Below are 19,308 nucleotides of genomic sequence, written 5' to 3' on the forward strand. Positions count from 1 at the left end.
TACTCTATGAAACAGACGTAAACACTGTACCGCTTAATGCTATTTTTGTAAAGCATCCGAATGACCTTTTCAAACATCCAGTTTGTGTTTACACACATTTTACATTGCGTTTACACTTCTGTGATGCTAGCGCGTTTCATCTAATAGTACAATAAAGGGTAACTATACTGCATGAATTGATGGAGGCCATATGTTGATAGAGAGTCAGAATAAGGATAAAGCCGGGTCAGAACGTTACTTTAACCGAGATTTAAGCTGGATTGAATTTAATCGCCGTGTGCTTCAGGAAGCTCAGGATGCAGATACACCGTTGCTGGAGAGAGCCAAATTTTTGGCGATTGTATCTAGCAATTTGGATGAGTTTATGGCTGTTCGTGTTGCAGAGACGCGCGAGAAGATCAAGGCGGGTTTTATGCAAAAGGATTTTACGGGATATACCCCCTCCGGTTTGTACAAACGGCTGATCAAGCGTACCGCCTCGATGGTATCGGAACAATACCGGACCTATCGTGATATTTCTCGCCTCTTGACGAAAAAAGGTCTTTTACTGCTCGAATATGAAGACTTAAATACAACACAGCGCAAGTCGCTGGATGCATATTTTCATGAAATTATATTTCCGGTACTCACGCCGATGGCGGTCGATCAGAGCCGTCCTTTTCCACTCGTTCACAATAAATACGTATATTTAGCGGTCGTCTTGAGACGTCCCGGGGATACGGAGGAGGATAAACCGCTTTTTGCCATTGTGCAGGTGCCTTCGAATATTCCACGTGTTGTTACGGTGCCTTTGCGGTCGAACAGCAAGAAGAAATCATTTATTTTAATTGAGGAACTAATCAAGCATCACATCCAAACGCTGTTCACCGGATATGTTCCGGAGGCGGTTCATGCCTTTCGTGTTACGCGTAACTCCGATTTATCCATTAATGAAGAAGAGATCGAAGATTTGCTCGAAGAGATTGAAAAAGAGCTGCGTCGAAGACGCCGGGGGGCGCCGGTTAGACTGGAAGTAGAAAAAGGGATTCATCCCTATGCCTTGATGGAGCTTCAACGCGAATTCAAGCTGTTCGATCATGTGTTTGAGATGGACGGGCCGTTGGATCTGACATTTTTGTCGTCTTTTGCCGATCATTTGGAGGGGTATTCGCATTTGAAATTTCCGGCAATCAAACCACTGTATCCGGAAGAACTGCCCCCACAAGAGGATATTTTCAACGTACTTCGCAAACGGGACGTGCTCGTGTACCATCCATATGAATCATTCGATGCGGTAACTGATTTTATCATTGAGGCATCAGAAGACCCGGATGTGATGGCAATCAAAATGACCCTGTACCGTGTCAACGGGGAATCGAAGTTGATTCCGGCATTGGCACGTGCGGCCGAATCGGGCAAGCAGGTAACGGTGGTGGTAGAGCTGAAAGCCCGTTTTGACGAGGAACGTAATATTGCCTGGGCGCGTAAGCTTGAAAAAGCAGGCTGTCATGTAGTGTATGGGTTGGTTGGCTTGAAGACGCACGCCAAAATCATTCTTGTCATACGTCATGAGCGCAACGCACTCAAACGATATGTGCACGTAGGCACAGGCAATTATAATGAAAGCACGGCGCGCGTGTATACGGATATCGGATTGTTTACGTCAGATCCGGTACTTGGCGAGGATGCCTCCGAACTGTTTAATGAAATCACGGGATTCTCTGCGCTCAAGACTTTGCAAGCTTTTACGGTGGCTCCAACGGGGATGAAGAACAAGCTGTTTGAACTCATCCGTAGGGAAGCTGAGCAAGCATTGGCAGGTAAGCCCGCCCGGATTATTGCCAAGATCAACTCCTTATCCAATCAAGAGATGATCGATGAACTATATGCAGCTTCCCAGGCAGGTGTGAAGATTGATCTTATCATTAGAGGGGTTTGTTGTTTGCGTCCCGGTGTGGAAGGATTCAGCGAGAACATACGTGTCATCAGTATTGTAGACCGCTTCCTGGAGCATTCCAGATTGTTTTATTTTGAAAATGGAGGCAAGTCCGAGTTATTTCTGTCCAGTGCAGATTGGATGACGCGCAATTTGACCCGCCGAATTGAACTGATGTGCCCGATTTATGATGACGGGATCAAAGAAATGCTGGCAGATATTCTGCATTTATCGTTAAGGGATAATGTGAAGGCGCGCCAGCTTTTGCCTAACGGCAGCTATCAATTTGTATCCAGAAACGACAAAGAGGCTCCTATCAGGAGCCAATCTGAAGCGATGAAGGTTAGAAATTGGAAGAAGGTAGAATGGACCACGACAATGTAAGGTTCCACGCCTTTTGAAAATCCTTGGCCACCGATTCTAGCTCCCGTTGTTCTAATATGGGTTCACTCTTGCTTTCCAGACGAAGATGCAGTGCGTCATCCCCTGTAGTGGGATTGATGCTGGTAATCATTCCCGACTCACTCCGATCCATGCCAATCGCGAGCTGGAGCAGCGAGCCGAGCCGATGTACACGTTCCTCGTCGGAAGGCTCCAAAATATCGGCATGTGTGCGTAGCAAACGGGGAGTCCGGTTCTTGGGATGGTAATCCGCGATCAACGCGGCTAGTACCGTTTCCCTATGGGATAAACCGCCAATGCCTGCATGTAAAATCCAGAACACGGAATTCTGGCGGAAATGATAATAATTCAAGGCAGCCCCCGTCTTGTAAAGAGTTGCTGCGGTCAGTAACAAGCGCTTGTCCATAGCAGCTGAGGTTCCGTTAGCTAATGTGTCATAAAGACGGACGGCGTACTCGTTAACCCGCTTGACATGCGCTTCGCTAACCGGGACAGCAAACGAAAGGATATTGCGAATGGATGTGATAAGCGGATTAGCTACCACGGGCTGTTCAGCGTTGACCAGCTCATGAAATAGGCCGTCTCGCAGCCCCGCTCCACTGACCAAATACGCGGAGCCTTGAGCAGCTTCAAATATCGTTTTCAATATAATAAGACCCGGTACAATGATGTCGGCTCTGTCCTTGGACAGGCCGGCTGTTTTTTTGCGTTTTTCATAGGGAAGATGGGGCAGACTGCCATAGAAGTAATCGACATCTTCTATCGTCATTTCGTAATGGTGCGTCACAGGAAGTGAGTAATCCTGCCGCTTCTGATTGATTTTAGCCAAAGTACGCAGGGTTCCGCCCAGCCCGATGAATGGCAGACCCGGATTGGAGAAGATCCAATCATGATTTTGCAGTGAAGAACGGACAAAGCTCTCCATTTCCTCAATCTGCTGAGGAGACCATTCGCCATTCTTAACCTCACGTCCAAAGCGCCAATTCATATTGACGGCGCCAAAAGGAAATGACACCGTATGCAGCCGCTCTCGATCGCGGAACAGCGTAATTTCGGTACTGCCACCCCCGATGTCAATAATGATTCCGTCACTCACATTCATAGTGTTCACTACGCCCAGAAAACCGGCATAGCCTTCTTGCTCCCCGCTCAGTATTTCCAGTGTTAAATTTGTCTCCTCCGCGATCCATTGGACGATTTCGTCCGAATTCGTGGCATTGCGGATGGCTGCTGTTGCTGCTGCACGCATACGGACCACCCCGTGCATATGGCATACCGCCATAAATTGGCGCAGCAATGGAGCGATGCTTCGAATCGCCTCCCGTTCCATACGGCCGTTGGCCCCAACCTTTTCGCTCAGTCGGGCAGCTTCTTTGCATTCCTGCACAATTCGATAGGCTCCTGTCTCTGTCATTTCATAGATCACCAGACGTATGGAGTTTGAGCCAATGTCCATGATGCCAATTTTGCTATTCATGAGTTGACCTCCTTGTTGAAAAAACGATTTGCCGGTAATTTCCGTTGCTCCGTGCAAATGGTAGTAGATTATTGTCATTGTACCAGTGATGTTCGGTGCATGCTACCGTTCGCCATGATCTTGTCGAAATAGGCACATGCCGCGGACAATCATCCAAGAATAGAACATTCCTGTTGAGTATGTATAAGTATAACTGACGGCGAAAGGAGAGGGTTAGATGAGACAACTTGCAAGCAAATGGCTAAAGACGAAGGCGCTGCTCCACCATCCACATACCGCCGTTTATATACCGGAAACCTGTCTATATAGTGAAGAACAATTGCGCATGATGCTGCGGCGGCATGCTTTTGTATTTATAAAACCAGTGAAAGGAGGCGGAGGAGTCGGAGTCATGCGTGTGGCAAAGGAGCGTAGGGGATACACCTGTACGCGTATGGAGCACACGCACCGGTTCAGTCATTTTAGAGCGCTTGTAATCGGAATCCATAAGCTCCGAATCCAACGTCCATATCTCATTCAACAAGGCATCCAACTGGCAAGTATTCAAGGTAGACCTGTCGACTATCGAGTCAAAGTTGTGAAGGAAGGGCAGAGATGGGATTTTCGTGCGGTGGTTGCACGTCATGCTCGGCCTGGGCTGGTCATTACGAATCTGTGCAAGGGGGGCACTTTGCTGAAGGGAACAGAGGCACTTCGGATGATATATCCCCGGCGGCTTGCTATTCAAAAGCGGCGAGAGATCATTGAACTTACACAACGCTGTATTCCTGTACTGGAAAGGAGATTTCCCGGGATCGGACAACTGGGATTTGATTACGGGCTTGATCAGAATGGACGGGTATGGATTTTAGAGGTTAATACAAGACCTCAATAATTTCTGTTTTCTTCAATAAAATTCCAATTTAATCTATTAACAAGACGCTAAATATAATATATTTGTATAAATAATAAAAATATTTTTTTTGTGTTCGAGCGTCAAAATTCTGTGTATAAATATTGTCCACATTATCCCCTGTCACATATATGGGTTAACGACACTTACCAACAATTTATACACAGGATTTCCACAATTGACTGTGGATAACAGAACGCTTGTTCCGATTTTGGTATTTTGATAGAATAGATTTTGAAATAAAAGGAAAGGTTGTGTCGAGGATGGCTATGCTGACGGATGAAATGCTTTTGGATTCCTATCAGATGGCAATCGAGCTTAAACTTGAATGTGACTTCATTGCACTGTTGCTGGCTGAGATTCACAAAAGAAATCTAGAGATGAATACAGCCGTAGTCCTTCATTAGACCGGACAAGCTCTCGTACTGCGACTGTAAAGTCATTCAGGGTTCGAATGACTTTACAGACAATCACTGCAACGAATAGGCACACCGTAAAAAAGGGTATTTCACTCCAAAGATTCAAATTTGGAGTGAAATACCCTTTTTTGTCATAGTCTAAACTAGACTACAATTTCATGTTACTGCTGTGGCCGGGAGACAACTTGGCATCTGGATCTACATAGACCTTGGCGTTGTTGACTGCCGTAGGAGCTTCACCAAAGCCGACCGCAATCAGCTTGAGCTTGCCTGGATAGGTTGTAATATCCCCTGCGGCGAAAATGCCGGGAATATTGGTTTCCTGGCGAGAATCGACCACGATGGAATTACTTTCGATTTCAATTCCCCATTCAGCAATCGGGCCAAGTGTGGATACAAATCCAAAGTTAACGATCACATCGTCCACTTCGATTTCCTGTGTTTCTTTGGTTTTTACATGAGCAAGAGTGACTTTTGTAATCGTGTCTTCTCCATGCAATTCTGTAATTTCCGTTGGTGTAATAACGTTTACTTTGGAAGCAAGGAGGTTTTCGACACTGTGTTCATGCGCACGGAATTTGTCACGGCGGTGAATCAATGTAACCTGTTCTGCAATCGGTTCTAGCATAAGTGCCCAGTCTACAGCAGAGTCACCACCACCACTGATTAGCACTTTTCGGCCTGCAAATTTGCTCAGGTCGCTGACAAAGTAATGCAGGTTCGTTTTTTCAAAACGCTCGGCACCTGGAAGCTCCAGTCTGCGCGGCTCGAAAGCACCAACGCCAGCGGTAATAATAACCGCTTTACCATGATACTCGCCACCTTTGTCTGTTTTTACGATGAAGTGGCGTTCTTCCTTTTTCTCTAACGATACGACTTTCTCTTCTAGCTGCACCTCTGGATTAAAGTGGTTCATTTGTTGAACCAAATTGTTAACCAGTTCTTGTGCAGTCACTTTAGGAAAGCCAGCAACGTCATAAATATATTTTTCAGGATAAAGGGCTGCAAGCTGGCCGCCCAGTTGGGGCATACTTTCAATTAAGGTGACGGATGCCTGACGCATTCCTCCGTAAAAAGCGGCGAAAATACCGGCTGGACCGCCTCCGATAATAATCAGATCGCGGATCTCCGCACCTGTGGATTGAGCTGTCACTCTAAAAACACCTCCGAAAGGGATAGTATGGGATTTGTAGATATTGAATCAGCCGCATAGAGGTTCAGATAGCCGCCGAACGCATGATTCACTGTTTATCATTATAAACTGCTGGGTTCCGCTTGCAAAGTTAAAGCGATTAATATTTGATGAAGACTTTTCTGTGAGTATCAATTAACCGTTTTGAGAGAACAGCTTTGAATAATTATGTATATCGGAAGGGGTAGAAGCATGAGCAGTATTCCCAAAATTGTCATTGTGGGCGCCGGATATGGCGGTATATTGACGGCACAGCAATTGCAAAAGGAGCTCAAGCACAATGAGGCGGATGTCACGCTGATCAACCGTCATGATTACCACTATATTACGACACATCTTCATATGCCTGCGGCAGGTACAGATACGATTGAACATTCAAGGATTCCAATTGCGCAGCTAATCGATGAGTTCAAGGTGGATTTAGTCAAAGGAACGGTTAAGGAAATCATACCAAAGGAGAAAAAAATCGTGCTGGAGGATGGCTCGCTGTCCTACGATTATTTGGTCATCGGACTAGGCGGGGAGCCCGAAACATTCGGTATTCCGGGGATGGATAAGTTCGCGCTGACGATTCGCAGTATTAACTCGGTTCGCCTGATTCGTGAGCATATTGAATACCAGCTGGCCTTGTATAAAAATGACGGTAAGCCAGGTCGCCTCAATTTTATAGTCGGGGGCGCTGGTTTCAGCGGCATTGAGTTTGTAGCGGAGTTGGCGGATCGTTTACCACAGCTCGCTAGAGCGTACGACATCGATTTCAACCGGATTCAAATCATTAACGTCGAGGCAGCTCCTACGGCACTGCCAGGGTTCGATCCTGAGCTGGTGGAATATGCGATGGATGTCCTTAAGCGCAAGGGGGTCACCTTCCGCATTGGAATTCCGATTAAGGAATGCTTGCAGGATGGTGTAATCGTTGGTGAGGGTGAGAAAATCGAAGCGTGCACGGTGGTCTGGACGGGAGGGATTCGTGGGAACGGATTAATTGAGAAAGCCGGATTCGAAGTGATGCGCGGAAGGGTGAAAATTGACGATTTTCTGCGTGCACCGGGCCACGATGATATTTTTATTATCGGGGACAGCTCCCTGATGTTTAATCCCGAAGGACGTCCTTATCCACCGACTGCCCAAATTGCGATGCAGCAAGGGGTCCTTTGTGCCAAGAATCTGGCCGCTACTCTTCGCAAAAAGGAATTGCACAAGTTTGTATTTTCCAACAAAGGGACGGTTGCTTCGCTTGGAAAAGGCGAAGCCGTCGCCGTGGTGGGCAAACGTAAAATAAAAGGCTGGATCGCAGCACAGTTGAAAAAAATCGTAGATATCCGCTATCTGTTCATCATTGGCGGGATTCCGCTAGTGCTGAAAAAGGGACGGTTTTTCTAAGGCAGAAAGGTTTCCACGACTCCAATACAGGAGCTTGGAGACCTTTTTTAAGTAGAGGTAATCAAAAAAAAGGTATTGACTTATAACTATATGGCGACGTATAGTATGGTTACAAATTATAGAGGGGGACCTTCACGTTGAATTCTGATTTTAACATCAATGCTGATCCCAGGAAAATAAATTTATTGACTGAAAAGTTTCCAAATGTGGATTCCCGATCGTTGAATACGTTAGTACTTTTCGTGCAGACAGCTCACGAGGTGTACAATGGGGTGTCTTCCAGACTGTCTGAGTATGGGGTATCTATTGGAAATCTTAAAATTCTAATGCCTTTGTATTTGTATGACCGTTCATTAACTCCGTCCGAGTTGGCTGAGTATTCCGGAGTTACACGTTCAACAGTAACCAGCGTAATTGACAAGCTGGAACGGGACGGGATCATCCGAAGAAGTACGTTGTCGGATCGACGTATGACCGCGATTTCTTTGACTGATGAAGGAAAACAGTTAATGACGGAAAGAATTCCACTGTTCATTCAGCTTTTTTCGGATTTGATGAATGAATTTACGCAGGAGGATCATGATCTTTTTGCAACACTCTTACAGAAGCTTTCCTCAGGTGTTGAACGGATAAAACAGGAATAATCAAATTTCCCGGCTTAAATAGTTAGACGTCGTACTATCAGGCTCCTTATTTGTTTTTGACTATTATTTTTAACTATCATTGGCTAAATCATCATGAAGGAGAGTTTATTGTAATGAACAAAAAGATCATCGTGTACGTTTTACTTGTTGTCGCGTTAGGTACCGGGGGTACGCTAATGGCAATGAGCGGCAAGGATGCTGTGAGTATGGCAGCCCAACAAAAAAATACACTGCTTACGGCAGATACCGTGAATGTTGCTTTTCAGGGCGTAGGGGGAAGAGTAAACACGATTGAGGTGAAGGAAGAACAACAGGTGAAAAAAGGGGATGTGCTCATGACCCTCGATCCTGTAGACCTTGATTTGCAAATTGAGAAATTAAAAACGGATATCGCACAGGCTGATGTGAAAATAAAACAGGCTAAAGACGGGTTGCAAAATCAGTCGGAGAAAATTTCGAATTCAGAAAAACAGGGGCAATTGGACATTCAAGCCGCGCAAGCGGGAGAGTCCTTATTAAACCAAGGCACACGTGCGGAGGATATTGTAAGACAAAAGCTGGCTATTGAAGCAGCACAGCAATCGTTGGACGCAGCTCTGACAGGAGTAGAGACAGCCAAAAGAAATGCGGAAATCGCACAAAAAACAGTATCATCCAGACATCAGGCTCTGGACTTGGCTAAAGTGAATTACAACCGTATCAAAGCGTTATATGATGCCGGAGCTGGAACCAAAGCAGAACTGGATAACGCTAAAAACCAACTGGATAATGCCCAAATCGCGTTAGATACAGCTAAGGATCAGGTTGAAATTGCCAATAACCAGATTACAGCGGCTAGCAAACAATCGGACATTGCTAAAAATGGGATCGCTCAGCAGCAAACCGCTTTGGATAAAATGGAGGCGGGTGCAACTGCTGAGGAACGCCAGCAGGCTCGTATCAAAACAGAAAAGGCCAAGGAAGCCTTGACTCAAACCTCGCAAACACGAAAAGATGTTAAGAATAGCGAATACAATGTGGATCTTCTGGCTCAACAAAAGCAGGCATTGAGTGTTCAACTCAAAACTTTGGAATTGCAGCGTGGACGTATGGTGCTGAAGGCATCCACAGATGGTAAGGTGTCGCGTATTGTACCTAAAATGGGAGAGATCGTTTCTACGGGGGCAACGGGCGCCGTTATTGAAACCAATCAGCTATACTACGATATTTATGTGGGCGAGGATTCCATATCACAGTTTAAAGCTGGGGGAAATGTGACTTCGCACATTGTAGCTTTAGATAAAGATGTCCAAGGCAAGGTGAGGTACATTACTTCTGCTCCTCAGTATACCAACATGAGAATGAGTCGGGACAAAGGTCTGTCGGATATAAGCTCCTTCCAAGTACGGGTGGATGTTCAGCGCACATCTGAATTATTACCTGGAATGACGGTAGAGGTTGTGACGAAATGAAGGCGTTTATAGAAGAATGGAAGCTGTTGATCAGCGGTAAGATGGTTTTTGTTATGCTGCTCGTTCCTATCGTAGTAGCTGTAGCCTTTGGATTTGTTTTTAAAAATAATCAGCTTAACGATGCCTCTGTAGCTGTAGTCGATTTAGATCATAGCAGTTATAGTCGACAGCTTATTAATAAATTAGATGCATCGCAGTATATTGATGTACGCCATGTGCAAGAGAATGAAGCCGATCCGAATTTACTTTTATATAATGAAAAGTTTTTTGCGGTGATTTACCTTCCAGCTGGGTTGGAGGAAAATAGGATCAAAGGAGTTCAGAGCAACATCGGTTTTTATGTAGATAATACGGTAGGTCAGGCTACTGGAAATCTACGCTCGGCAGTCACAGAGATCATTGCTACGGAGAATGCAACACTGGCTGGTGGTGGTTTAAAGGGCATGGGGATGAGTGACAGCCAGGTAACGGGACTTACTTCCAATATGCTGCTTCAGCAGCGCCTATTATATAATCCTACCAATGCTACTTTAATGACCTCGGTTATGGGGTTCATTAATACGGTCATGATTTCACTGATTGGTGCTACTGTACTGACCATTGTCCCGCGATTGCGGGAGCAAGGAAGATTAAAAGAGGAGCTTCAGCATTCGTATGGCTTGATTCTTAGGGTGTTGCCGTATGCGTTAGTAGGATGTGTGTCCTTTTACCTGTCCATTGGTTTACTTAAGCAAATTAGCGGATTACGCTTTGAAGCGAATGTATGGCAGCTCAGTATTCCATTTCTCCTGTACACGATTACGTTGAGTTTGTTTGCGATGGCTTTAGGGTGGAGTGCGGCGAATCCGGGAAAAGCTTCCCCACGCCTCATGCTAATTATACTGCCTTCGTTTTTACTGAGTGGCGCTCAATTGCCAGTAGCTATGCTGCCTACATCGCTGCAATATATTAGTAATATTCTTCCATTGACCTGGCATTTCAAGTTTTTGAGAGGTATGGGCTTCAAAGGTGGGAGCTTAAAATATTTTATTCCCGAGTTGGGAGGCTTTTTGGTCTTACTAAGTGGTTTGCTGCTTCTGATCTTTATCCTGATCGCTTTGGAGAAAAGAAAGCTGGCGAAAAGTGAGGATACATCCGTAGGGGTCGAGCCTGTGCTGCAATAATCGGAGATATCATTCCTTGGCTATGACTGGCATTCATAAAGAATACGATTTAATCAGGCACCCGTGAGGGGCCTTTTCTCTTCTATTATAGCTTTAGGTCTTATAAAAAAAGGATTCCGTCGTCCCGAAAGTGGGAGTTCGCGGAATCCTAAATTGTATGCTGCGAATGGTACTGACGGTTGTGCTTTACAGCTTCAACATGTCTTCAAATGTCTCTTCATTCAACACACTGCCGACATAGAAGGAGCCGAATTCACCGTAACGGGCACTGACTTCATCAAAACGCATTTCGTAGATTAGCTTCTTGAACTGAAGTGCGTCATCGGAGAACAGTGTTACACCCCATTCCCAATCGTCAAAGCCGACGGAACCGGAAATGATTTGCTTTACTTTGCCAGCATAGCTGCGTCCAATTAAACCGTGGCTACGCATCAAGGTGCGACGCTCGTCCATTGAAAGCATGTACCAGTTGTCATCCAGATCACGTTTTTTGTTCATTGGATAGAAACAAATATAACGGGCCTTGTTTAATACAGGCTTCAAGCGTGCGACAATTTGTGGATTTTGCATAGGATCTTCATCCTTGCTCAAATAATTACTCAGTTCAACCACACTCACATAAGAGTAGGTTTTAGTTGTATATTTGGCGAAGGTTGTTTTGTTAAAGTCATTTTCCAGATTATTGAGGTCTTCCAGCGTTTCGCGCAGGTGCATCATGACAAAATCAGCCTTTTGTCCGACTACAGTATAGACAGCTGAGCTGCCCAGACCCGCTTCCTCGGTAACGTTCCATTCCTTCATAAACTCTTGAAGCTCATCCAGTGCTCCAGCGCGTTCTTCATCGTCTGCGGTTTTCCATGCTGTCCAGTTGATGGACCGGAAATCGTGAAGCGCATACCAGCCTTCCAGTGTGGAGGCTACTTCGTTAGGTGTTGCTGGGGTTTGTTGTGGTTGATGTTGACTCACGATCTACACTCCTTTACGATCTGTAAATGATAATCGGCTTAGCCGAACTATGTGTACTTCCTTATATCTTTCCTGTATCCAATACGTGATGCTTAACCATTATATTGTAGCTCAAAGTAAAGCTTTTCACCAATGAAAGAAGTGTGAAGAATTTTATTTTTACCATGATGCAGGTCACAAAGTCATAAAATAGTTAGTATTCTCGAAAAAAGTAGAACTCAGACGAATATGGCTGCCAAAAAGGAGAACAATTGCCCTTATTTTGTTGGCCCCACCAGAAGGCAAGTATGATAGAATAGAAAAACATCTTGGAGACCGTTATGTCAGGAAAGGAAGAATGTTGGAATGCGGATGAAAAACCTGCTGCACTATACTGAGAACCACCGCTATTGCGTTTATCGGGAATTTGGCTTGAGCGCACTGGATGAATTGATGCTGGGAAGCGTCTATCAGCCGATGGTAGGCGCATTTGCGGTCAGTCTGTATCGACTGTTGTTCCAGCATGTGCCAGTTGGACAAATTGGTTATTCGCCGTTGGAACAGCAGCGTCGCCTTTTTCTGACACTGGGACTGGAGCCGAGTGAAAAGGGACGCAAGTATTTGATTGAACAGACCTCCAAACTGGAGGCCGTCGGTCTGTTACAGACGTCCAGGCTGTATGCACCCGAAACGGACGACTATATGTATGAATATGAGATGCAGCCGCCGCTCGCACCTGCTGAATTTTTCAGAACGCAGCATCTCACCCTTTTGTTGAGAGACAAAATCGGTAAGTTTGCAGTGCTTTCTCTGAGAGAATCATTGTGGAGCAGAGAATCTAGCGAATGGTCGCAATCTTCCTATAATAAAGAGAATATTTCGATTCCATTTTATGAGTTATTTGAACTGAATACCCATGTTATAGATTATGAACTGGAGCAGGCGCTGTCCGAGGTGTCCACTAGCCGTCAGACTGGACCAATTGCGTCAGAATCGGAGGAAGCATTGAATTATGCAGATATTATTCTCCGTTTTCCGCGTGAATCTGCCAATCGTAAGCACGTGGAACGTCTTCGGTTTGAGCACGAGCAGTTAGGCATGGTCAATTACGTTGTTCGCAAATTTGACCTTTCTGTACAGGATATCAGTCGCTTGCTGGATGAGGATGGTATTTTTACCGAAGCAGGCGATTTGTTGCTCGATGAGCTTCAACTTCGAGCTAGTCAGCACTCCAGACAGGATCGGAAGCGTCAGGAGGAACAGCAGGTACAGGCCGCCAAAGTGGTCGCCTTGCGCCAGAGGGAAACTTCCACATCTGAAGAGCCGCCTGCAGAACAGGCTGTGGAAATGGAATTTTATGTGGAGGTTCCACCACAATTCACAGCCAAATGTGACATTCACCAGTATAATATGATGTTGCGCAACGAGCCTTATCGTCGCTTGTTGCAAACCTTTTTCCCCGGCACGGTTCCCGGTAACCTGCTGGATATATTCGAGAAAATTGATATCAGCTATAAGCTGCCCGGTGAAGTCATCAACGTGCTGATCCATTATTTAATGTCACTGCTCGTATCTGGGAGCGATCAGCGGATTAACCGCAACTTTGTCGAGGCCGTTGCTTCCAACATGCTGCTTAAGCAGGTAAACACTTATGAAAAAGCCGTTCAATATATAAGGGATCAAGCCAAAGTAAAAGGAAAACAGTCCTCTGCTTCTCCTTCCGGCGGCCGATCCCGCGCGTATGCCAAAAATAACGGGCCAGCCAAGCCATCCATTCCAATCGTTCAAGATCAACCTTCCGAGGAGTCTGTATCTGAGGAAGAATTGGATGAATTGCTGCGTCTGGCCGAACGAATGCAATCCGGTAAACAGAAAAAGGTGTAGGTGTCCATAACTCTGCACATTTTAAGAAAGGAGGAGCGTTCTTGGAATCACTGGGCGATTTGCTACAGCAGATGCAGAACCCTTCGTTTCGCCAGCGCACTCGCAATGTAGCCGATCAAGTTCTAAATGATCCGCTCGTGCAGGAGTTTTGTGCTGCGCATCCTGATGTGGACGAAACACAATTGCGACTCAACATGAGCATGCTCTTTCAGTATGCCCGGGATCGTCGAAATTGCGACAATTGTCCGGGGCTGGAACGATGTCCTAACGATTTTCAGGGCCACTTTTGCAAGCTGGGCGTGGAATATCCGAATGGAACAGCCGAAATCGTGGACATTCGGACCCCATGTGCGAAGTTGGTTGCTTCCCAACATGAACAACGGGTGCGTCAGCGAATTAAAAGCTTTTATGTGGATGAACGGGCACTTCTTGAGGGATATAACGCTCTTGAGATTGCGCGTAAGGATTCACAGCGTATGCCTGCCGTTACACAGCTATTCCGTTACATTGAAGAGACGAAAAGTCAGGGTCTATCCAAAAAAGGACTGTATCTGGAAGGTACGTTTGGTACGGGTAAAACTTTTTTGATGGGCTATCTATTGCACGAGCTGGCTCTGTCGGGTCTGAACGGTGTGATCGTGTATATGCCTGATTTTGTGGAGGACTTAAAGTCCATGATTCAGGATGGACAGAAGCTGAAGGAAACGACCGAAATGCTCAAAAATTGTGATCTGCTCGTATTTGACGATATTGGTGCCGAAAATTTAAGCCCGTGGGTACGGGACCATGTGATGGGTTCCATTTTGAATTACCGAATGAACCGCAAACCTACTTTTTATACTTCCAATTATTCGTTGCAGGGGCTGGAGAAGCATCTCAGCTTTACGAGCAAGGACGGAGAGGAAATGTACAAAGGACAACGCTTGATGGACCGGATTCGTCCTTTTGTAGATGTCATTACCGTAAAGGGAAAAAATCAGCGGGGGTAAGCGTTTATCCGTCTGCTATTTTGATATCTTACAATTAAAAGACTATTGTGATATAATTAAAAGGTGTCGAAACAGACATTACAGGTTATAATAATCTTGACTTTTCTATAAAGGAGGAACATACAATGGCAATTGTTAACGTGTCCGATCAATCCTTCAACGCAGAAGTCGAAGGCACAGGAACCGTTTTGGTTGATTTTTGGGCGCCATGGTGCGGTCCTTGCAAAATGATCGCTCCTATTCTGGAGGATCTGTCCACAGAAGTTGGCGACAGCGTCAAAATCGCGAAGGTGAACGTGGATGAAAATCCAGAGTCTGCTTCCCGTTTCGGCGTGATGAGTATTCCTACCCTGATCGTTTTCAAAGACGGACAGCCTGTTGATAAAGTGGTAGGTCTGAACTCCAAAGAAGCGCTGAAAAGCATGCTTACTAAACACCAATAATCATCGCATGTGACCCATGCTCCTGCGGGGGCTTGGTGGAGCGGCCATGAAAGGTCAATGCCTCCGGTTGTAAATACCGGGGGCGTTTTTGTGTACTATTCCTATATATTATAAATAGTTAGTTGAGTAATCATTAAGAATGGAAGGAGGAACCGGGCGAATGAAACCTTATGCGGAGGACTTGCAGAATCAGGAGAAGGCGCTGGAGAACATACGGCACAAATTAGCGTTACTGCCGGATGCATCAGGCTGTTACCTGATGAAGAATAGCGAAGGCACCATTATTTATGTCGGCAAGGCCAAAGTGTTGAAAAACCGGGTCCGTTCCTATTTTACAGGTAGCCATAACGGCAAGACGCAGCGACTGGTTTCCGATATCCGTGATTTTGAATATATCGTTACAGGCAGTAATATGGAGGCGCTCATTTTGGAGTGCAACCTCATTAAAAAGTACCAGCCTCGTTATAACGTGCTATTGAAGGATGATAAAACCTTTCCGTATTTGAAAATTACGAACGAGGCACACCCCAAGCTGGAGGTGACCCGTCGCGTTCTGAAAGATAAAGCAAAATATTTTGGACCGTACCCCAATTCCTACGCGGCACATCAGACGAAGAAGCTGCTGGATCGTATGTATCCGTTACGCAAGTGTGGTGTGATGCCCAAGGAAGTGTGTCTGTATTATCACATGCATCAATGTTTGGGGCCTTGTGTGAAAGAGGTCGAGAAGGAAACGTATGACCAGATTGGTCAGGAGATTGGTTCCTTTTTAAGCGGGGGACATGAGGAAATTAAAAAGGATCTTCAGCGTAAAATGCAGGAGGCCGCAGAGGAATTGTACTTTGAGCGGGCCAAGGAGCTGCGAGATCAGATTATCAGCATCGACGCGATGATGGAAAAGCAGAAAATCACCACATCGGATGCGAAGGATCGAGATGTATTCGGTTTTTCAGTAGATAAGGGCTGGATGTGTGTACAAATCCTATATGTCCGCAAAGGTAAAATGATCGAGCGCCATATGTCGACTTTTCCTTTCTACGGTGAAGCTTACAGTGATTTTATGTCCTATGTGACGCAATATTATAGTGACAACCCGGCAGTGCCGCAAGAAATATTGCTGCCAGATTCTCCTAGGCTGATGCAGGCAGAACAGGTCAATGTCGATCAACCGGTTGCGGCAGAAACTGTACTCCACAGTGCAGCTACAACCGATGCTACCGGACAGACAGATGAGAAAGCGATACAAACGGAGACAGAGCCTTCTGCTGACTCATTGCTGGTGGCTGAAGAACGGGTAACTTATGCAGCAACAAATCAAGACCAAGTTGGTGACCAAGATACCGGAGTAAAGGAAACAGAAACCCAACTATCCGGTGGACTGGAGGACCCGAGTACGGCGGCTCTCGCTCTGGCTGAATGGTTGGATGTAAAGGTACTTGTACCGCAGCGTGGACTGAAAAAGCAAATGACAGGCATGGCGACGGAAAATGCACGTGTTGCTTTGGATGAGAAGTTTAAGCTGATCGAGCGGGATGAGGAACGGACATCCAAAGCTGCAAGCAATCTCGGACGTGCCATTGGACTGGATAGCTTGCACCGGGTGGAGGCGTTTGATAACTCCAACATCCAGGGTTCCGATCCAGTCTCAGCCATGATCGTGTTTATTGATGGCAAGCCTGCCAAGAAGGAGTATCGAAAATATAAAATCCGTTCTGTGCAGGGACCCGATGATTATGAAACAATGCGTGAGGTTATCCGACGTAGATATGAACGTGTGCTTAAGGAAAATTTGGAACGTCCCGACTTGATCGTTGTCGATGGTGGACGTGGACAAATTAAGGCGGCGACCGATGTATTGCAAAATGAGCTGGGTTTGTTCATTCCTGTGTGTGGGCTGGTGAAGGATGCCAAACATAGAACTTCCCAACTATTAGTGGGAGAGTCCTCTGAGGCCGTGACACTTGCACGCAATAGCGAAGAATTTTATCTGCTGCAACGGATTCAGGACGAGGTTCACCGTTTTGCCATCACGTTCCACCGCGAGCAACGCGGCAAATCTATGGTAACTTCCCGGCTGGACTCTATTCCAGGCATCGGCGAGAAACGGCGTAAGTTACTGCTTAAGCATTTTGGATCGCTCAAAAAAATAAGAGAGGCCAGTGTCGAAGACTTCCGGCCTCTCTCTATTGGGGATAAGCTTGCGCGTCAGATTATAGCTGCCCTTCGGGAGGAGGAGTCGTAGAATACGGCTCCTCTTTTTTTATAGGTTCAAACATAATTCGATTTGGTTTTTTAGGACTAAACCAATAAATGATGTAACCCACAATGGCTGGAAGTAAGATCCAGAATAGACCAGCGCTCACATTCACAGTGTCTCCCAGACTCATCACACTAAGTCCCATTAGAATGCTGTCAAAAATAACGTGGCTGAACATGGCGGCAATAAAGCCGTAACGCAGGAACACAAAACTGAACAGCAAACCAAGAAAAGTCAGCTCAATAGGTCTGGAAATCACCGGATAGATTGGATAAAGTGTATGTCCCAGTGCCCAAATCAGCGTGGTGATCAGACACGCAACAAAAGTATTTTTCACTATTTTTTTGACCATCGGAATACCAAACAGACGGTAGACAGTCTCTTCTCCAATACCTGCCATCCAGGCCATAATCGGCAGTAGCCATGGATAAGCCATATTGTAAGGGGATTGCGTGGCATCTGTGGTGGAGAATGTATTAAATGTGCGCTCCAGTATAAAGAACAAAATGGATTGTACCCCGAGTAAAATAAAGGCCCACAAGTAGCCAACATACATACTGCGAAGCACATACAGCCCGTAGCCCGGCTCTTTTGCACGTGGCCATGCATTCAGTCCAACCTGACGCATAAGCCCGTCACCGCCGACCAAGGAGAAGTAGAGCGCTACAGCCATGACGAAGGTAACACCAATCTGGAAAACCATAAGAAATATAAGCATGCCCTTACCGCCTGCTTCTGCTTGCAATAAAGGCAGCATGTTCATGGTCCCAGCTATACTAGCAATAAAGTATACAACGGATAGAACAATGCCGCGTACAAATGAAGTATGTCGTCGGGTGAGTGACGCATACACAATGGCAAGTACACCCAGTACAAAGCTAAATAGGGCATAACCCGCATAGGTCATCCAATTCGCCCAAAATGTTTGCTTTTCGATATAATCGGTATAGGACGACGGGGCCGAAAAGCTTTGAGTGAAGGAGCGAACATCACCGTCTTCAAAAGTAAAAGCCAGTGTAAGTACCGAGGCGCCGATTTTTTTATCGTCTACGGTATACTTTAATCCGCCTTCTTGTTCAGTGGTCGCAAGCTTCAAATCCGACGGCTTAAAGCCAAAGCGCTTGACCCATACTGCGGCCGCCTGCTCCTTGGCTTCGAGGGTCATGCCGTCCTCAGCCACACGTACAAGCCTGTTACGTGCTTGTTCATCCGTAGAAATATCAGCCTGTGTGTAATTGGTGCTGGAGGTGATTCGTTTAAAGCTAACGACCTTGCCAGTGGATAAATCCACATGAATTTGCAGCTTACTCTTCGCTGAGGATTCAGGCAGATCGACCCGAAAGGTTTCGTAAGGGTAACTCTTTTTCCATGTACGGTCGTACTGTTGAAGCAGTTTTTCTCTAGATAAATAACCGTACAAATCTGTTTCGGCCTGATAGGTCACGACGGGCTCCTCAGGCTGTGATTCAGTATAGCCCAGCTCGGAGCGGGCGAAGTCCAATGCGTGTATGACCGCTTCTTGTTTGCTGATGACCTTTGCGTTCATTACTGATTCTGGACTCGGATTGCTAAGCGAGGGAATAAGCAATTGAAAGATAAAAAAGCAAATCAGGCCAATCCCGCCCAGCAAGCCTAATTTTTTGAAGTTGGCCGTGAGCACGACCGGTTTCCCGATAGGATTCATGAGTTTCCTCCTTAATCTGTAAATAAGAACATCCATTAAAGATATCATACTGCACAGGTTCCCGCCAACAGACCAGCGATATTCATGAAAATAGAGTGAAAGCACTTTAAAGTTCCAATAAAATTAGATAAGCTGCGATTAAACGATGCCCATTCGCAAAATAAAGCC

Annotated in this window: 15 protein-coding genes; 11 read left to right on the forward strand and 4 right to left on the reverse strand. The window is 45.8% G+C overall.

Features of this window, described 5'->3' with window-relative positions:
- The first annotated feature begins 190 nt into the window (after window positions 1-190).
- Window positions 191-2,299, forward strand: a complete 2,109-nt coding sequence (gene ppk1, locus MHB46_RS19840; RefSeq protein ID WP_165179088.1) for a polyphosphate kinase 1 — start codon at window positions 191-193, stop codon at window positions 2,297-2,299.
- On the opposite strand, the gene MHB46_RS19845 is transcribed toward ppk1, so the two are convergent.
- Entirely contained in the window at window positions 2,259-3,794 is a 1,536-nt protein-coding gene (locus MHB46_RS19845) for a Ppx/GppA phosphatase family protein (RefSeq protein ID WP_341163184.1), read from the reverse strand. The genes ppk1 and MHB46_RS19845 overlap by 41 nt on opposite strands.
- A gap of 217 nt (window positions 3,795-4,011) precedes the next feature.
- Between MHB46_RS19845 and MHB46_RS19850 the strand changes: the two genes are divergently transcribed.
- Window positions 4,012-4,668: a YheC/YheD family protein gene (locus tag MHB46_RS19850; RefSeq protein WP_235308433.1), complete on the forward strand. Its 657-nt coding sequence runs from the start codon at window positions 4,012-4,014 to the stop codon at window positions 4,666-4,668.
- A 281-nt stretch (window positions 4,669-4,949) separates the two neighbouring features.
- On the forward strand, window positions 4,950-5,093 hold the full coding sequence (locus tag MHB46_RS19855; RefSeq protein ID WP_007431918.1) for a sporulation histidine kinase inhibitor Sda: 144 nt from the start codon (window positions 4,950-4,952) through the stop codon (window positions 5,091-5,093).
- A 160-nt stretch (window positions 5,094-5,253) separates the two neighbouring features.
- On the opposite strand, the gene MHB46_RS19860 is transcribed toward MHB46_RS19855, so the two are convergent.
- On the reverse strand, window positions 5,254-6,258 hold the full coding sequence (locus MHB46_RS19860; protein ID WP_023990157.1) for an NAD(P)/FAD-dependent oxidoreductase: 1,005 nt from the start codon (window positions 6,256-6,258) through the stop codon (window positions 5,254-5,256).
- Between the two features lie 231 nt (window positions 6,259-6,489).
- Here MHB46_RS19860 and MHB46_RS19865 point away from each other — a divergent pair, with 231 nt between their 5' ends.
- The 4 genes from MHB46_RS19865 (at window position 6,490) to MHB46_RS19880 (ending at window position 10,938) form a co-directional block, all read left to right on the forward strand.
- Window positions 6,490-7,680: an NAD(P)/FAD-dependent oxidoreductase gene (locus MHB46_RS19865; RefSeq protein WP_341163185.1), complete on the forward strand. Its 1,191-nt coding sequence runs from the start codon at window positions 6,490-6,492 to the stop codon at window positions 7,678-7,680.
- 137 nt (window positions 7,681-7,817) lie between these two features.
- Complete coding sequence (locus tag MHB46_RS19870) at window positions 7,818-8,324, forward strand: MarR family winged helix-turn-helix transcriptional regulator (RefSeq protein ID WP_341163186.1); 507 nt, start codon at window positions 7,818-7,820, stop codon at window positions 8,322-8,324.
- A 113-nt stretch (window positions 8,325-8,437) separates the two neighbouring features.
- The gene (locus tag MHB46_RS19875; RefSeq protein WP_341163187.1) at window positions 8,438-9,775 is read left to right on the forward strand and encodes an HlyD family secretion protein; all 1,338 of its coding nucleotides are present in this window, start codon (window positions 8,438-8,440) and stop codon (window positions 9,773-9,775) included.
- A complete protein-coding gene (locus tag MHB46_RS19880; RefSeq protein ID WP_341163188.1) occupies window positions 9,772-10,938 on the forward strand; it encodes an ABC transporter permease in 1,167 nt (388 codons plus the stop codon). Before MHB46_RS19875 ends, MHB46_RS19880 begins: the two co-directional genes overlap by 4 nt.
- Before the next feature lie 186 nt (window positions 10,939-11,124).
- Here MHB46_RS19880 and hemQ read toward each other — a convergent pair whose 3' ends face one another.
- Window positions 11,125-11,904, reverse strand: coding sequence for a hydrogen peroxide-dependent heme synthase (gene hemQ, locus MHB46_RS19885; RefSeq protein WP_341163189.1), 780 nt, complete (start codon window positions 11,902-11,904; stop codon window positions 11,125-11,127).
- A 345-nt stretch (window positions 11,905-12,249) separates the two neighbouring features.
- Between hemQ and MHB46_RS19890 the strand changes: the two genes are divergently transcribed.
- From MHB46_RS19890 to uvrC, 4 genes are all read left to right on the forward strand, one after another.
- On the forward strand, window positions 12,250-13,767 hold the full coding sequence (locus tag MHB46_RS19890) for a DnaD domain protein (RefSeq protein ID WP_209949710.1): 1,518 nt from the start codon (window positions 12,250-12,252) through the stop codon (window positions 13,765-13,767).
- A gap of 41 nt (window positions 13,768-13,808) precedes the next feature.
- Window positions 13,809-14,756, forward strand: a complete 948-nt coding sequence (gene dnaI / locus MHB46_RS19895) for a primosomal protein DnaI (protein WP_025724035.1) — start codon at window positions 13,809-13,811, stop codon at window positions 14,754-14,756.
- Window positions 14,757-14,881: 125 nt separating this feature from the next.
- Window positions 14,882-15,199, forward strand: a complete 318-nt coding sequence (gene trxA / locus MHB46_RS19900; RefSeq protein WP_010347861.1) for a thioredoxin — start codon at window positions 14,882-14,884, stop codon at window positions 15,197-15,199.
- Window positions 15,200-15,359: 160 nt separating this feature from the next.
- On the forward strand, window positions 15,360-17,441 hold the full coding sequence (gene uvrC / locus MHB46_RS19905; protein ID WP_341163190.1) for an excinuclease ABC subunit UvrC: 2,082 nt from the start codon (window positions 15,360-15,362) through the stop codon (window positions 17,439-17,441).
- Here the strand turns inward: uvrC and MHB46_RS19910 are convergent.
- Window positions 17,410-19,140: a CPBP family intramembrane glutamic endopeptidase gene (locus MHB46_RS19910; protein WP_165179095.1), complete on the reverse strand. Its 1,731-nt coding sequence runs from the start codon at window positions 19,138-19,140 to the stop codon at window positions 17,410-17,412. The genes uvrC and MHB46_RS19910 overlap by 32 nt on opposite strands.
- Window positions 19,141-19,308 lie beyond the last annotated feature (168 nt).

Origin of the sequence: Paenibacillus sp. FSL H7-0703 (assembly GCF_038003485.1) — a bacterium.
Lineage (GTDB): Bacteria > Bacillota > Bacilli > Paenibacillales > Paenibacillaceae > Paenibacillus > Paenibacillus polymyxa_B.

What these genes read in the sequence shown, in the direction of transcription:
- ppk1 (WP_165179088.1), top strand. Translation starts at nt 191, where the DNA reads ATGTTGATAGAGAGTCAGAATAAGGATAAAGCCGGGTCAGAACGTTAC.
- MHB46_RS19845 (WP_341163184.1), bottom strand. Translation starts at nt 3,794, where the DNA reads ATGAATAGCAAAATTGGCATCATGGACATTGGCTCAAACTCCATACGT.
- MHB46_RS19850 (WP_235308433.1), top strand. Translation starts at nt 4,012, where the DNA reads ATGAGACAACTTGCAAGCAAATGGCTAAAGACGAAGGCGCTGCTCCAC.
- MHB46_RS19855 (WP_007431918.1), top strand. Translation starts at nt 4,950, where the DNA reads ATGGCTATGCTGACGGATGAAATGCTTTTGGATTCCTATCAGATGGCA.
- MHB46_RS19865 (WP_341163185.1), top strand. Translation starts at nt 6,490, where the DNA reads ATGAGCAGTATTCCCAAAATTGTCATTGTGGGCGCCGGATATGGCGGT.
- MHB46_RS19875 (WP_341163187.1), top strand. Translation starts at nt 8,438, where the DNA reads ATGAACAAAAAGATCATCGTGTACGTTTTACTTGTTGTCGCGTTAGGT.
- MHB46_RS19880 (WP_341163188.1), top strand. Translation starts at nt 9,772, where the DNA reads ATGAAGGCGTTTATAGAAGAATGGAAGCTGTTGATCAGCGGTAAGATG.
- MHB46_RS19890 (WP_209949710.1), top strand. Translation starts at nt 12,250, where the DNA reads ATGCGGATGAAAAACCTGCTGCACTATACTGAGAACCACCGCTATTGC.
- trxA (WP_010347861.1), top strand. Translation starts at nt 14,882, where the DNA reads ATGGCAATTGTTAACGTGTCCGATCAATCCTTCAACGCAGAAGTCGAA.
- uvrC (WP_341163190.1), top strand. Translation starts at nt 15,360, where the DNA reads ATGAAACCTTATGCGGAGGACTTGCAGAATCAGGAGAAGGCGCTGGAG.
- MHB46_RS19910 (WP_165179095.1), bottom strand. Translation starts at nt 19,140, where the DNA reads ATGAATCCTATCGGGAAACCGGTCGTGCTCACGGCCAACTTCAAAAAA.